This window comes from Bacillus sp. BC05(2025), from assembly GCF_056725905.1.
Genome location: NZ_JBWYRA010000001.1, coordinates 1,052,210 through 1,067,397 on the forward strand (window position 1 = coordinate 1,052,210; position 15,188 = coordinate 1,067,397).

14 protein-coding genes and 1 pseudogene are annotated in these 15,188 nt (G+C 36.6%); 4 read left to right on the top strand and 11 right to left on the bottom strand.

The genetic code is table 11. The features are described from left to right. Positions 1 to 142: 142 nt before the first annotated feature. From ACZ76X_RS05470 to hutP, 9 genes are all read right to left on the bottom strand, one after another. The gene (locus tag ACZ76X_RS05470) at positions 143 to 631 is read right to left on the bottom strand and encodes a CcdC protein domain-containing protein (protein ID WP_479849817.1); all 489 of its coding nucleotides are present in this window, start codon (positions 629 to 631) and stop codon (positions 143 to 145) included. Between the two features lie 112 nt (positions 632 to 743). Continuing rightward, positions 744 to 2,318, bottom strand: coding sequence for a glutamate synthase-related protein (locus tag ACZ76X_RS05475; protein WP_479849818.1), 1,575 nt, complete (start codon positions 2,316 to 2,318; stop codon positions 744 to 746). 66 nt (positions 2,319 to 2,384) lie between these two features. After that, positions 2,385 to 3,512, bottom strand: coding sequence for an alkene reductase (locus ACZ76X_RS05480; protein ID WP_098670038.1), 1,128 nt, complete (start codon positions 3,510 to 3,512; stop codon positions 2,385 to 2,387). A gap of 712 nt (positions 3,513 to 4,224) precedes the next feature. After that, complete coding sequence (locus ACZ76X_RS05485; protein WP_479849877.1) at positions 4,225 to 4,686, bottom strand: CarD family transcriptional regulator; 462 nt, start codon at positions 4,684 to 4,686, stop codon at positions 4,225 to 4,227. 282 nt (positions 4,687 to 4,968) lie between these two features. Beyond that, complete coding sequence (gene hutG / locus ACZ76X_RS05490) at positions 4,969 to 5,940, bottom strand: formimidoylglutamase (RefSeq protein WP_263703571.1); 972 nt, start codon at positions 5,938 to 5,940, stop codon at positions 4,969 to 4,971. Continuing rightward, entirely contained in the window at positions 5,919 to 7,190 is a 1,272-nt protein-coding gene (gene hutI / locus ACZ76X_RS05495) for an imidazolonepropionase (RefSeq protein WP_479849819.1), read from the bottom strand. The genes hutG and hutI overlap by 22 nt, the downstream gene beginning before the upstream one ends. 12 nt (positions 7,191 to 7,202) lie before the next feature. Next, entirely contained in the window at positions 7,203 to 8,861 is a 1,659-nt protein-coding gene (hutU, locus tag ACZ76X_RS05500) for a urocanate hydratase (protein ID WP_000416706.1), read from the bottom strand. A 23-nt stretch (positions 8,862 to 8,884) separates the two neighbouring features. Next, entirely contained in the window at positions 8,885 to 10,402 is a 1,518-nt protein-coding gene (gene hutH / locus ACZ76X_RS05505) for a histidine ammonia-lyase (protein ID WP_479849820.1), read from the bottom strand. A 103-nt stretch (positions 10,403 to 10,505) separates the two neighbouring features. Continuing rightward, positions 10,506 to 10,946: a hut operon transcriptional regulator HutP gene (gene hutP / locus ACZ76X_RS05510; RefSeq protein ID WP_000926516.1), complete on the bottom strand. Its 441-nt coding sequence runs from the start codon at positions 10,944 to 10,946 to the stop codon at positions 10,506 to 10,508. 194 nt (positions 10,947 to 11,140) lie between these two features. Between hutP and ACZ76X_RS05515 the strand changes: the two genes are divergently transcribed. Then, positions 11,141 to 12,088, top strand: coding sequence for a class I SAM-dependent methyltransferase (locus tag ACZ76X_RS05515; RefSeq protein WP_479849821.1), 948 nt, complete (start codon positions 11,141 to 11,143; stop codon positions 12,086 to 12,088). Between the two features lie 23 nt (positions 12,089 to 12,111). Here the strand turns inward: ACZ76X_RS05515 and ACZ76X_RS05520 are convergent, their stop codons facing one another. Beyond that, the gene (locus ACZ76X_RS05520) at positions 12,112 to 12,714 is read right to left on the bottom strand and encodes an AAA family ATPase (RefSeq protein ID WP_479849822.1); all 603 of its coding nucleotides are present in this window, start codon (positions 12,712 to 12,714) and stop codon (positions 12,112 to 12,114) included. 253 nt (positions 12,715 to 12,967) lie between these two features. Here ACZ76X_RS05520 and ACZ76X_RS05525 point away from each other — a divergent pair, with 253 nt between their 5' ends. The 3 genes and pseudogenes from ACZ76X_RS05525 to ACZ76X_RS05535 all read left to right on the top strand — a co-directional run. Beyond that, positions 12,968 to 13,264, top strand: a complete 297-nt coding sequence (locus tag ACZ76X_RS05525) for a hypothetical protein (RefSeq protein ID WP_479849823.1) — start codon at positions 12,968 to 12,970, stop codon at positions 13,262 to 13,264. A 103-nt stretch (positions 13,265 to 13,367) separates the two neighbouring features. Continuing rightward, entirely contained in the window at positions 13,368 to 13,808 is a 441-nt protein-coding gene (locus tag ACZ76X_RS05530; protein ID WP_000889381.1) for a DUF2621 domain-containing protein, read from the top strand. 87 nt (positions 13,809 to 13,895) lie between these two features. Beyond that, positions 13,896 to 14,543, top strand: a pseudogene (locus tag ACZ76X_RS05535) (hypothetical protein); the annotation flags it as partial. A 63-nt stretch (positions 14,544 to 14,606) separates the two neighbouring features. Here ACZ76X_RS05535 and ACZ76X_RS05540 read toward each other — a convergent pair. Beyond that, positions 14,607 to 15,113, bottom strand: coding sequence for a CcdC family protein (locus tag ACZ76X_RS05540; protein ID WP_001028639.1), 507 nt, complete (start codon positions 15,111 to 15,113; stop codon positions 14,607 to 14,609). Positions 15,114 to 15,188: the final 75 nt, after the last annotated feature.

Genomic DNA, 15,188 nt, shown 5'->3' on the forward strand with positions numbered 1-15,188 from the left:
CTTTATCCCAGTGAATTACCCGGCTTTCAAAAGAAAATGAAGTAAAAATATTCAGAAAATATAACACTGTTTTTTATACCCTGTTTTCATTATTTTATCAGACAAATTTTTAAAAGAAAAAAGCCATACGAATGTATGACTTTTAGCTTATTGACATCGCGATTTTCTCTTCCTCTACGTATACTTTGCGAAATTTTATATAGCAGCCAATTCGCCAAGGCACTATATAACAAACTGCAAGAGTATAGAAAAGAATGCCGATTGACTTTGGATCTAAACCTTGTAAATGCCTTCTAAAGTAAGCACGTAAAAGAACGATAACTAAAAATGTAGCAATAAAAGCAATACTTTTTTTCGCATAAATTTGGCCATCTTCTCTCACTTCATACCCACTTAAAATAATAAGTGGAATTGACAATAACAGTCCAATTCCAGCAGCTACCTCAATTTGCCAACTAGCAAGTTGTATCGGTGCAGCATATAAAGACAAACCTGGTAATAAAAAGAATAATGGCAGTAATAGTCGTCTTCCCTTATTTTTAATAGGGCGATTCATAGAGCGCATACGCCTAAATATAACGATCCCTATGACGAGTAAAAAAATTGTAATACTGTACGAACCTTGTTGCAAATGAATCTCTCCCCAAAAATAGGCATTTTTAAAATACTTTCCCATTATACTCCTAATATTCTCTGAATAATATAATTATCCTACGAAAAAATCTTACATATTAAATATACTTTTAAGTTTGATTCACTATAGGAAACAATTCCGAAAGAGGAACTACTCTCCCCACCTCATCTTTAAATACAATATGCTCTCTCGTTAAATGACGCGGACTCTTTACTCCCGCCGCTGCCGCAAGTGAAAACAAACTATATCTCATACTAACAACGTAATTCATGACGCGCCATTTCTTCTCATACGGATCTAGCGCTTTTTGATAATGCGGGTTCGTCGTGGCAACCCCAGATGGACATTGTCCGGAATTACATTGAAGCGCCATGATACAGCCACTTGCCATCATAAATCCGCGTGCTGAATTTACGGCATCTGCTCCAATTGCTAAAGCAATTGCCACTTTATCTGGTGTAATTAATTTCCCTGAGGCAAACACTTTGAATTTATTCCGAATACCATAATGACTCGCTGTATCAATACAAGTTAATAATGCTGGAATAAGCGGCATCCCCATACTATCTGCCATCGATTTATACGTTGCTCCTGATCCACCTTCTGAACCATCAATGGTAATGAAATCTGGATAGATGTTTAACTCTTTCATCGTTTTGAATAAGTCTTCTAGCGGCTCTTGCTGCCCAATTACAATTTTCATACCGACTGGTTTACCGCCGTTTTCTTGCAAACGCTGAATAAAATAAAGTGTATCTGCTGCATTATTTAAAAATGAAAATCGATTTGGTGAATTAATTGTCTCGCCTTCTCGTACATTCCGAACAAAAGCAATCTTTGCATTTACTTTTTGTCCTTCTAGATGGCCACCACGTATTTTCGCACCTTGCCCAAATTTCAATTCGAATGCTTTAATATTACTTTCTTTCGCTTTCTCCATAAATTTCTCCATTGAAAAATTACCATCCTCATCACGATACCCGAATAAACCTGGACCAATTTGTGCAACAATATTTGCACCTGTATGTAAATGTTCTGGTATTACACCACCTTCTCCCGTATTAATCCACGAACCGCCAGCCATCTTCGCACCAAGACCACTCGCTAAAATATAATTTTCGCCAATCGCACCGTAAGACGTTGCTGATGCACCAAACATACCATACAGTTTCCATGGATATTTACGACTTTCACCGACGATAATTGCATCATCTTCTTCATATAACCAAAGATTCGTTGTATCCGCTGTCAATTTTTCTTTTCGTGAAAATAACCCCTCTTTATGAATCACATATTTTTTCCCTTCACGTTCTTGCGTTACATTCACACTTAATTCATCTGTTAATATCGGAAATAATGTATTAGCAATATAATAGCCAGATACATCAAAATCTCGTTTTGATCCAAAACCGAGTATTTCAGAACGATACTTTGCGAGAAACATTACACTTTGAAAATCATAACGTGAAAAAGGTTTTCCATCCGTATCATGATCAAACCAATATTGCCGAAATTCCGGTCCAATCTTTTCAAGTAAATAGCGCATTCTCCCTAAGTATGGATGCAGCTTTAATATAGAATGATGCGTCCGTTTTTTAATGAAAAATGTAATAATAAAAAAAATGATTAATAGTAGCATCAATAAGAGCAATATACTAATAATAACGAGTAGCGTTTCACTCATCCCGCTTCCTCCTATGAAATCCATAATAAAAGGAGAACACCTGATGTGTTCTCCTTTTATCTTTATTCAAATTAATGTAGCAAGATGCTCTTTCGCATCATATTCAACTAAACTTTCAGCATTTTTAATTCGATGAACAAAATCTGGATTAGCAATTAAAGGTCTTCCGAATGCCGCTACATCAATTGTTCCTTCTTGCAACGCTTCTTCAGCTTCTTTCGGATTTAAATTTCCTACTCCTACGATCGTACCATCCCAATATTTTCTTACTAATTGATGAAAATTCTTTCCGTCAGCAATAACTGCCGTATAATTCATTGTTGAAGGGTGAATCATCGTTAACCCAACTTCTTTGAACATATTTACAAATGTTTCAATTGCAAATTCAGGATTTTCCCACATATAAGTAGGATTATCACCTTTGAAAGCAGAGAAGCGAAGAAGTGTTTTATCAGCTCCAACGGCTTCTATTACAGCCTCAGTTACTTCTTTCATAAACGTTAATCTTTCCTTTAAGTCACCGCCGTATTTATCAGTACGCTTATTTGCAAACTCATAAGTAAATTGATCAATTAAATATCCGTGTGCACCGTGAATTTCTACTCCATCAAATCCAGCTTCAATCGCATTCTTCGCAGCTTGTGCGTATTGACCGATCACTTCTTGTATTTCTTCTAACGTCATTGCTTCTGGCGTATCAAACGGTTTACGAAAACGTGGAACATTTCCTTCTGCAGCAATAGCAGACGGTGCTTGTGGCATTTGCCCACCAATTATTTCGTGATGACTCATACGTCCAACATGCCATATTTGAGCAATAATCGTTCCACCTTCTTTATGTACTGCCTCTGTAACAGGCTTCCAAGAATCGATTTGTTCTTGTGTATAAATCCCTGGTACTCCCGGATTCCCTTTTGCTCTTGGGCTAATGACGATTCCTTCTGTAATAATGAATCCAACTCCATCAGCTGCACGCTTTCTATAATACTCAACTACGTCAGCACCAACGACTCCCGTTTCATGATTCGCGAAACATCTCGTCATCGGTGCCATTGCTATACGATTACGAAGAGACCAAGATCCAATTTGAATCGGATCAAACAACTTCGTTTCTTCAATGTTTTCAAAAGATCCCCAAGCGTTTATATTTGTTCCTTCATAAATACTTGCTGCTTTATTATTTGAACTTGTCATTTTTCTTCCCCCTAAAAATATACTTACTATAATCGCATCATACTTACTTTTAGATAGTAACGTCAATTTATACGCTTTAAACACGAAATATTCGAATATCAAACAAATAGAATGCTATAAAGTGAAACTTTAATCAGCCCTCACCAATCGGGCTTTTACGGGCAGCCCAACCCCCACCTAACTTCTTTGCTTCCGCTGAATTTTGAGGTGGGGTCTTACTGCCCGGCAAATAGCGGGATAAATACACTAAAAAAGGTTTCCTTAGTAGGAAACCTTTTTTAGTTGACCATATATGGGTATCAATTTCTTTATCTCTTTTATATAAAGAATTATTATCTCTTCACATATAAAAAATTCCTTATCAATAGAAGTGGAAATGGTTCAGTATTCTTCTAAAAATAATAACTTATAAACCTAAAACAATGAAAGCCCTACCTCTCTTTCATCCTTACGGCTCCTCGTCCGTGCCAGTGTGAATCAGGATTGCAAAAATCAAGTAACTATTCTATCGAAGTGTTTAATTAAACTTCGAACATTCGTAAAAGAATTAAAAAATAAAAATGGATTTGATTGTAGTAATAACAAAAGAGGTTAATGCTCAAAAAGTGGTTTAAAAGAGTTGAATGTCTTTGAAATGATTGATTGTCTATAATTTTGTTCCCAAAAAATTCAAAATCTTTTTTGGGATGCAATACATTATTTGTAATAAACCTTAACAAAAGCTTTTTATTTGATTTTCTGTGATACCTTCAATTAATCCTAGTTCACTAATCAAAAATTCATGTGCGTTATCTAACATTTTCTTTTCGCTTGCATTAAGTGCTTTTTCTTTCTGTATACGCATTAAATCACGCACAACTTCAGCACCTTCTTGCATTTTACCCGTTTTTATTTTATCAGTGTTCAATTTATACCTTTGTTTCCACGTAAGTAATCTATCTGATTCTCCATGTTGAAAAATATCTATTATGTGTATTAATGCCGCGATATCCGTTACTGGTCGTATATTTGAACTCAATATTTTCCCTTCAGGAATCATTATTTCCATATTACTAGCCGACATTTTTATAACATAATATTGTTGTTTTTCCCCTGCGATTTCCTTCTCTTCTATGGCTTTAATTATACCTGCTCCTTGCATTGGATAAACAATGTTATCGCCAATTTGAAACAAATAATCCACCTCCATATATGGTAACCTTCTCAATCTTAACATATATTCGTTTTTTTAGCAAAATTTTTATTTTATCATAAAATTATTTTTAGTGTCAATCCTTTCAAACTCAAAAAATAAACTCGGAAAATATCACTTAAAACCCACAATCTTCTTAACTTTCCCGCACATATATACACTCTAATTTCGCTTTCTCTTTTCACATAAAAACACATTACTACCTATGAGTAGTAATGTGTCTTTTTATACGAAATCGGTAAAAATTCTCTATTAACTTCACGCCTATATACTAACCTGCTTCCGGACTGTTTCTCTCGCTAAAAGAAAACTCATAATCACTTGCGCAGCTACTCGGCTAGTCATATCCCTAAAATCAAGGGTTGGATCGATTTCTACAATATCCATACCTTGCACAAGCGGTTCTTTACCAAGGAATTCAATTGCATCAAGTAAAGTCATACTGTCCATTCCGCCAGGGCCAATTGCTGGACAACCTGGTGCGAATGCTTGATCTAATACGTCCATATCAAGAGAAATGTAAATTGAAGTCACGCCTTGCTTTCTTAAAACTTCAATACTTTCCGTCATAATATCTTTTATTTCTCGTTCTCGTACATCTTTCATTGTATATACTGTCACACCATGTTCTTTTGCATATTCATGGTACGCTCGTGCATTTGAAAAATTACGAATACCGATTTGAATGAGTTGTTTTCCTGTAATGACACCATTTTCTAATAAACTACGGAAAGGGGTACCATTTGACGGACCACCATCATCTAAATTACGTAAATCATGATGGGCATCAAATTGAATGATACCGATCTTTCCTTTACTGTTTGCAAATCCTGTTATACTCGGAAAACTAATCGAGTGATCACCGCCAAGGACGATTGGTATCATGTTCGGATTTACTTTCGTTACATGACCAACTGTTTTCGCAATCCGGTTATGACTTTCTTTTATATCCGTCACATGCATCGTAATATCGCCGCAATCATATAAGACACTTTCTTTCATATCATGTTCTTCTGTAATTGCGTATGTGCTATATGCATCTAACATCGCACGAATTGTTTTTGGAGCAAAACTTGCTCCTGAATGACTAATAGATGGTTTAGAAAGTGGTGCTCCAATTAAGGCTGCACCGAATATTTCTACACCTTCCTCCCAATCTTTAATCATCTCACTCCATTTCGTCACTTCACGATCAATAAACTTTGCATTTTTCTTTAAATAGTGGCCGTGCTCCACAATTGTTCACCTCTTGTATATGCGATATTCCCATTCTTCCATACTGTATTTACATGACTTACGCCGTAATGATACGGTACGTAAGCATAATTGTAAGCATCCCATAAAACTAAATCTGCCTTACGACCAACTCTAATTTTTCCAGCTACATCGCCTCGATTAATAGCATAAGAAGAGTTAACTGTTACCGCGTTCCAAACTTCTTCTGGTGTCATTTTCAGCTTTAACATTGCGATGCTCATAATAAGCTGAATGTTTTCAGTTGGACAGCTACCTGGGTTAAAGTCTGTAGCTAACGCAACTGCAACACCTTCATCGATCATTTTACGACCGCGGGCAAAGCTTTCTTTATTTAAATAGAAAGTTGTTCCTGGTAATAAAGTGGCTACTGTATTAGAGTTTGCAAGCATTTCAATTCCTTTATCAGAAGCACCAACTAAATGGTCGGCTGATGCTGCACCAATTTCAGCCGCTGCTTCCGCACCACCAAGAGGATCAATTTCATCTGCATGAATTTTCACGTCAAAGCCCAGCTCTTTTGCTTTTAATAAAAACTCTTTCGACTCTTCAACAGAGAACACGCCTGTTTCGCAGAAAATATCAACGAATTCAGCTAATTGCTTCTCCTTCATTTCTGGTAGTAGGTCTAACATCCATTGTAAAAATTCTTTCGATCTACCTTTATACTCTTTCGGAACAGCATGAGCACCTAAAAATGTAGAAACTAAATCGATTGGATGCTCTTTTTGTAATTGTGCAGTTGCCTCTAATTGTTTCCATTCTGTCTCGTCATCTAATCCGTAACCACTCTTCGCTTCTACAGTTGTAACTCCGAAAGATAGCATACGGTCTAAATGGAATTTCGCTTTTTGAACAAGTTCTTCTTTCGACGCCTGTTTCGTTGCATTTACAGTTGAAAGAATGCCTCCGCCTTGTTCTAAAATTTCTAAGTACGGAACTCCTTGTAGTTTTAGTGCGATTTCATTTTCACGAGATCCACCAAATACAAGGTGAGTATGCGGGTCAACAAGACCAGGAGAAACCATTTTTCCGCCGCAATCAATAACTTCTTTCGCTTGTAATCCTTTCGCTTCTTCTGCTGTTCCAACGAAAGTAATTACACCATTTTCAATTCCAACTACACCGTTTTCGATAACAGGAAGCGTGTTCATCGCTTCCCGTCTTAACAAGCCATCTTCTTGATCCATTGTTAGTAATTGACCGATATTTATTAGTAAAGTGTCCAGCATGTTTTCTCCTCCTTATTTCATCATTGGAATGTTAACGCCTTTTTCTTTCGCAGTTTCCACAGCTAAGTCATATCCTGCATCCACATGACGAACAACACCCATACCAGGGTCAGAAGTTAATACGCGCTCAATACGTTTTGCTGCTGCTTCCGTTCCATCTGCAACGATAACCATTCCAGCGTGAAGTGAATAACCCATACCAACGCCGCCACCGTGGTGAACAGATACCCAACTTGCACCGTTTACACTGTTAATTAATGCATTTAAAATTGGCCAGTCTGCTACTGCATCACTACCGTCTTTCATCGCTTCTGTTTCACGGTTTGGAGATGCTACTGATCCGCAATCTAAATGGTCACGGCCGATAACGATTGGTGCTGATAATTCACCATTTGCAACCATTTCATTAATGATGCGACCAAATTTCGCGCGCTCACCGTAACCAAGCCAACAAATACGTGATGGAAGACCTTGGAACTCAACTTGCTGACGTGCCATACGAATCCAGTTACATAAATGTTCATTATCAGCAAACTCACGTAAAATTACTTCGTCTGTTTTATAAATATCTTCTGGATCACCAGAAAGTGCTACCCAGCGGAATGGTCCTTTTCCTTCGCAGAATAATGGACGGATAAATGCTGGAACGAATCCTGGGAAATCGAATGCATTTTTCAAACCTTCATCGAAAGCAACTTGGCGAATGTTATTTCCATAATCAAATGTAATTGCACCTTTTGCTTGCATAGCAAGCATTGCTTCTACATGTTTTGTCATGCTTTCTTTTGATAATTGTACGTAGCGCTCCGGATCTTCTTCACGAAGTTTTGCTGCTTCTTCTAACGTGTAACCTACTGGAATATAACCGTTTAATGGATCATGAGCAGATGTTTGATCTGTAACTAAATCTGGCGTAATATTACGCTTCACTAGTTCTGGTAAAATTTCTGCCGCATTTCCTAATAAACCAATTGAAATTGGTTCTTTCTTCTCTTTATACTCGTTCGCAACCGTTAATGCTTCTTCTAATGATTCTGTATACATATCACAGTATCTCTTTTCAATACGACGATCAATGCTGCGCTTATCAACATCAATAGCAATGACAACACCGCCATTCATCGTTACAGCAAGAGGTTGTGCACCACCCATACCACCTAAACCGGCAGTAAGTGTTAATGTACCTTTTAATGAACCACCGAAATGTTGACGTGCCGCTTCTCCAAACGTTTCATATGTTCCTTGTAAAATACCTTGTGTTCCAATATAAATCCAGCTACCTGCTGTCATTTGTCCGTACATCATAAGACCTTTTTTCTCTAGTTCACGGAAGTGATCCCAGTTCGCCCACTTCGGTACTAAGTTTGAGTTCGCTAAAAGAACGCGAGGTGCATCTTCATGTGATTTAAAGATTGCAACTGGTTTTCCTGATTGAACAAGTAATGTTTCATCGCTTTCTAACGTTTTTAATGAATCTACAATTGCATTGTAGCTTTCCCAGTTACGAGCTGCACGGCCAATTCCGCCATATACAACTAATTCTTCTGGCTTTTCAGCAACTTCCGGATCTAAATTGTTCATTAACATACGAAGCGCAGCTTCTTGAACCCACCCTTTCGTTTGTAACTCCGTACCTCTTGGCGCGCGAATTGTTTGTTTAACTTTTTCCATTTCAATCTCTCCCTTTTCTCATTTTATAGTGCTGCGTTTACATCTAATCTTTCTTTGATCGAATAATTCGTTTTTAACCAATACGCAATATTTTCAATATCCGTTGAGAATATGCGGTCATTTGTAATAGAAGGTACTTGCTGACGACCTTGATGGTAAAAGCTCTTCGTCACTGTACTCATGTTTTCAATACCTCGATATTCTGCAGCTTGCATCGCACAAATCATTTCAATTGAAAGAACACGTCTTACGTTTTGAATAATTTGATGTGCATGGCGTGAAGCGATTGTTCCCATACTTACGTGATCTTCTTGGTTAGCTGATGACGGGATTGAATCCACACTCGCCGGATGTGCTAATGTTTTATTTTCAGAAACTAGTGATGCTGCTGCGTATTGCATAATCATTGCACCAGACTGAAGTCCTGGTTCTGGACTTAAAAATGCTGGTAAATCATTTAATTGTGGATTTACTAAACGCTCAATACGACGCTCTGAAATATTTGCAAGTTCCGCCATTCCTACTTTTAAGAAGTCCATCGCAAACGCAATCGGTTGACCGTGGAAATTACCACCCGAAATTACTTTTTCCCCGCCATCAAAGATTAGTGGATTATCTGTTGCTGCATTCATTTCAATTTCTAATTTTTCTTTCACATAATTTAAAACTTGCCAAGAAGCACCGTGTACTTGCGGGATACAGCGAAGTGAATATGCATCCTGTACTCGTAGTTCTCCTTGCTTTGTTGTTAATTTACTATCATGAAGGATGTCACGAATTCTGCTCGCTACTTCCACTTGCTCTTTATAACCACGTGCTTTATGAACATTTTCATCAAATGCATCAATAATGCCTTGTAGCCCCTCGATTGTCATCGAAGCAATGAATTCAGCTTGATATGCCGTTGCTTCTGCTTCTATATAAGAAAGAACTCCTTGCGCTGTCATCGCCTGCGTACCATTGATTAATGCAAGACCTTCTTTCGCTTCAAGTTCAATCGGCTCAAGACCTTCTTCTGTAAGAGCCACCATCGCATGAACGCGTTTCCCTTTATAGAACACTTCGCCTTCACCTAATAATACGAGCGCAAGATGAGATAAAGGCGCTAAATCGCCACTCGCACCAAGTGAACCTTGTTGCGGAACGACTGGGTGAATTTTTCGATTTACAAACTCAAGAAGCATATTTACAACAAGTGGTCTAACGCCAGATACTCCTTTAAGCATCGTGTTCGCTCGTAAAATTAACATACCGCGTGATACTTCTTCAGGGAATGGATCACCTATCCCGCATGCATGTGACTGAATTAAATTGTGTTGCAGTGCTTTTACATCATCTTTTTGAATAAGCACGTCACTGAACTTTCCAAATCCAGTTGTAATACCGTAAACGACTTTTCCGTCCTCTACAATTTTCTCAACTACTTCGCGGCACTCCGCCACCTTTTGCAGACTATTTGGACAAGCTGTTACACCTTCTCCTTCAAGTAACAACCTCTTCATTTCTTCAATTGTCAATGTGTGTCCTGTTAACGTAATCATTCTTTTTCCTCCTTAAAAAGGCAAAAGGAGACCTTATCTTTTTAAGACAGACTTCTGTCCTAAAAAAGTAAGGCCCCCTTCTAACTAATAGACTATGGGCAAATCATATGTGATTAATTCCTAAACCAATCGCCTCATGCTCAGATCCTTTTACAGGTGCACCAATCGTTCCATATAATGCAACAGCAACCCATTCGCCTTCTTTTTTTCCGTCGTATGGTGTACCGCGCACAATCGCAAATCGAAGTCCTACTGTACGAAGAACGTCTGCTAACTGAATTTGACCTCTCGTCACTCCGTACAAAGCTTCCATTATTGCATGATAAAGTGCATGTGTTTCTCTGTAAACGTCTGTTTCAATAACTTGGTTGCTTTTAGCCGCTGTTTCCATTGCTGCGACAACCTTTTGCGAATTCATCGAACCCACTTTCCCCGTACAATACTTCCAACCTTTCGGGATAGATAATACAGGGCTTTCATTCTCATCCGCAAGTGCCAACAGCATGGCCATACGACCAATTCGATGTGTTCCTTGAAGAAGCATGTGACTCTCTCATTTCTTTTAATTATTTGAATATTTCTTAATTTAAGAATATATGAAAACGGTTAAATCGTCAATAGTTTAAACTCACATTCAAACAATTTTTTCATCTCCTCCATTTGTGTACACAAATGATTTACACAAATTTTCTAGGCGTGCTATAGTCTCACTAACAGATGCAAAGGAGCGAGATTTCATTGACGAAGCGAAAAGATATTCATTTTCGAATTGAAGAAAAATTACTTGAAAGGTTTGAATCTGCACTTCATTACGAAGGTTTAAAGAAAACCGACGTATTAACGCACGCAATTCAGCAATTTTGCACAAAGGTGGAATGCGAAAAAATGAATGATGTAAAACGCCAATACAACGTAAGCAACCATTTACAAACACGTATCGATACGCATAAACATTATGAAGAAAAACATGTAAATTTAGATGAAGTCGTCATGGATCATTTACAACTTCAAGGAGATGAAAAAATATTAGAGGTTGGGTGCGCTAACGGGAGTTTTCTTTCCCTTTTACAAATTAACGGTCATACAGGACATTTAACAGGTTTGGATCAATCGAAAACGATGCTTTCTGAAGCTACAATAAAAAATAGCATAATTGAGTGGAGACTAGGTGACGCTGGTAAACTTCCTTTCGAAGCTAATTGCTACGACTGGATCGTCGCAAGACATATGTTATACCACATGAAAGACGTCGAAAAAACAGTCCAAGGATTCCATAAAGTAATACGTCCTGGTGGCTCACTTTTAGCTACAACAAATTCTGACGTTACATTACCTCGTATAGTTGAAATGTGTAACCGCATGTTAGACGCATTTGATTTACCGAAAACAACATCTTCAGTCACGCCATTTTGTTTGGAAAATGGTAAAGAGATATTACAGTCTACTTTTCAAACTGTTGAAGAAACTATTATTCATAATGCACTCATTTTCCATCATGCTATTCCAATTGTAAACTATATTTCTAGCATGTTTCCATCGCTAAATATACCTGATAATACACATCTTCACGCCGAAATGAAGGAATGGCTAAAAGAAGAAGTAGAAAATGAATTGTTACTTCATAACGGTATATGGCGCGATCCGAAAACGTTAGCCATTTATCGATGTCAAAAAGAAAAAAGCTAGCATTAGCTAGCTTTTATACATTCTCAAGTAAAAGTTTCTCCATCGTCATATTGACCTTTCTTCTTTAGCCACCTCATAAAATATACCTCTAAATCTTCTGCTGTTAATTTATTCGTGTCCACATAAGTTACAGGAAATTGTTTATACCAGTCTTTTTCCATTTCTACTAATTTAAATTGCTCCTCAAATGTACTTCGTTTTCTTGTCCTATCGTTATTTTTTCTATCATATACATTCTTTTCCGTCACATCTAAATAAAAAATAGTATCTGAGCGACATTCTCTTAATTTATATAATTCATCTTTTAATTCTGTTTCTATATCCCACTCTTTTCCTATAATCATTGGATAAAAAAGTGTGTAAAACTCAATATCTTCTGGTCCACGGTCAAAAATTACAACTGAATCTTTCACATTTTGAAACTCCTTTATTTTTGCTTCCATAAACATTTTTTGATTTATAATAAATCCTTCTTTTGAATTCATATCCAAATTTAATTGCTTTCGCTTTTCTACAATTGGATAAGGATTTTCATATATAATCGAAAGCCCAAATCGTTCTAACCTCTTAGCTAATGTTGTTTTCCCACTTGCCATCGGTCCTTGTAGTGAAATTACATACGCCATCCCTCTCAGTCCTTTGCACTTTCGTACACCTATAATATACAGAATTTTGAAAACCATCAACAAAATATATATCATCTTGTTTCTTATTCTTATCTAATTTATAATAAAAATAGAGATTATGACGGACGCATCGATAATGTAAGCTTGGAAATCCAAGCTTACATTATTTTTTGCTTTCCCTTTTCTAATAAAAAGAGTATACTAGTTTAGAACGTATGTTCTTAATGATTACATACAGTAAGGAGATAGAACAATGGTATACGATACAAAAGCAATTTCTTGGAATGAGTCTTTAAAACAACTTCAACGCCGCTATACAAACAAACAAGTTGACCGAAAAGAATTTGAGGATATTGAACTGATGGAATTCTTCCACGATAATGACTACATTTCTTTACCTACACATATAAGCGGCCTATCAACAGCACGTTTTACTTCTTACTCTATTTTCACAACTAAAGATAAAGATCGTAAAGTTGGCACATTAATCATTGAATATGTAGAAGATGATAATAATAATTTATGTGTGGAACAACTATACTTTGTTTAAATGATAACGCTTGGTCAAAATGACCAAGCGTTCTTGCTTTCTATGAATCTCACTGTTTATAATATGAATAATAGAAAACCGCAATCATTAAGGGGGGATATACTTGCTCGAAGGATGGTTCAGTTGGTTTATTGTGCTATGGACTGTTATTTTATTAGGACTTATGTCTATCGGCGGATACTTTATGTTCAGAAAATTTTTAAAACGATTACCAAAAGAAGATGGTATGTCTATTTTAGATTGGGAAGAGCACTATATTAATAAAACTAGGCATTTATGGGATGACGAACAAAAACAATTGTTAGAAGAGCTCGTAAGTCCTGTTCCAGAACTATTTCGCGATGTTGCTAAATCAAAAATTGCTGGCAAAATTGGAGAACTGGCATTACAAGAAAAAGCTTCTCAAATTACACAAGATTTAATTATTAAAGGGTATATTATTGCTACACCAAAACGCGACCATAAATTTTTAGTAAAAAAACTACAAGAAAAAGAAATTGATTATTCTCATTATGAATCTTTACTGACAAAATCCTCCTCATAAAAAAGATTGCTAGATTATAGCAATCTTTTTTAACTTACAGTTACTGATTTTACGGCTGTTAATCTAGCTTCTGCCAAGTCTATTTGTAATCCAACAGAATCAGTAACTATTTCATTCCAAGTACAGGTTATTACACTTCCAGCTAATAGAATGATTACAAATATCGCTTCCATTACGTACACTTCTCAACCTGATCCGACTAGACCACCTATCACAACAACGACAACAACAACACCAATTACGATAGAAGTAAACCCTAATGAGCCAAACACATTTATTAAGACTGCGAATGTAAATCGTGTAGAACTCGGTGACTTCATCACATATACACTTACCTTTACTAATAATGGCGCTACTCCTGCAAATAATGTACTCATTACTGATTCACTGCCTCCCGAAGTTACTTTCTATCCAAATTCAGTAACAGTAAACGGCGTTTCACGTCCTGGAAGTAATCCGACAATTGGTATTCTTATTGAAACTGTTAATCCAGGTCAATCTGTTGTTGTCCGTTTTATCGTTCAAGTAACAGCAGAGCCACGAAACGGTCTCATTCAAAATACCGCCCACATTCGCTATACACTTAGACCTGATTCTACTAAGCCACCGATTTCTGTTGATGAGACTACAGAGCCAAATATTATTCCATTTATCGGTCCGTTTGTATCACCAAATTTAAATTGTTTCTTTAATGGGGAACGTTTTATACGACGCGGCTGGGACAGAAGATGTTAACAATATAAAATAAAAAGACAGCGTCAAAAAACGCTGTCTTTTTATTTTATACATATACAGTTTTTAAGTTAATTTCATATCTTTTTCATTATAAAAACCATCTTCTTTTTCCATTTCCTTTTGCAATTTCGTAAAGGAACGGTACATCGCAATTCTCCATGACACAATCATTGCGAACGCGAGTAAGAAGAACATACCACTAAGTTGTCCTAAATCAAGAGATTGGCTTAAGTATGTTTTAAATACAATTCGCACGACAAGTAATCCAATTAATATAAAAACAAAGGCTTTTGAACGCTTCAAATAAATCTCTTGTCCTCTAATTTCAAATTTAGATGTTTTAATAAGAAAAATAGAGAAAAACAAACCGACACCAATTGCTTCTAACATTTCTGCTGGAGTTAATCGAAATTCAGGAAAAACATACATCAATGCTCCCGTACTCATAAAAAATGGTGGAAGTATAATTTTTTTCAATGTTGCAGGTTTCTTAGCTGCTTTTAAACGAATAAACATCGCACCAACAGCCATACAAACAGCAACGATACTGGATAAAACAACTATGTTCATATTTTCTCATCCTTTTTTGTGGCTATATGCAAAATATACTTTCATTATATGCTTTTCCGTTAGTATTTCCAACAT

Bases quoted from the DNA above. Each gene is read 5' to 3' on its own strand.
- hutU (WP_000416706.1), bottom strand. From the start codon at position 8,861: ATGGAAAAAGTTAAACAAACAATTCGCGCGCCAAGAGGTACGGAGTTA.
- ACZ76X_RS05480 (WP_098670038.1), bottom strand. From the start codon at position 3,512: ATGACAAGTTCAAATAATAAAGCAGCAAGTATTTATGAAGGAACAAAT.
- ACZ76X_RS05475 (WP_479849818.1), bottom strand. From the start codon at position 2,318: ATGAGTGAAACGCTACTCGTTATTATTAGTATATTGCTCTTATTGATG.
- hutP (WP_000926516.1), bottom strand. From the start codon at position 10,946: ATGCTTCTTCAAGGAACACATCGAATTGGTCGTATGGCCATGCTGTTG.
- ACZ76X_RS05525 (WP_479849823.1), top strand. From the start codon at position 12,968: ATGGTATACGATACAAAAGCAATTTCTTGGAATGAGTCTTTAAAACAA.
- ACZ76X_RS05520 (WP_479849822.1), bottom strand. From the start codon at position 12,714: ATGGCGTATGTAATTTCACTACAAGGACCGATGGCAAGTGGGAAAACA.
- ACZ76X_RS05540 (WP_001028639.1), bottom strand. From the start codon at position 15,113: ATGAACATAGTTGTTTTATCCAGTATCGTTGCTGTTTGTATGGCTGTT.
- hutI (WP_479849819.1), bottom strand. From the start codon at position 7,190: ATGCTGGACACTTTACTAATAAATATCGGTCAATTACTAACAATGGAT.
- hutH (WP_479849820.1), bottom strand. From the start codon at position 10,402: ATGATTACGTTAACAGGACACACATTGACAATTGAAGAAATGAAGAGG.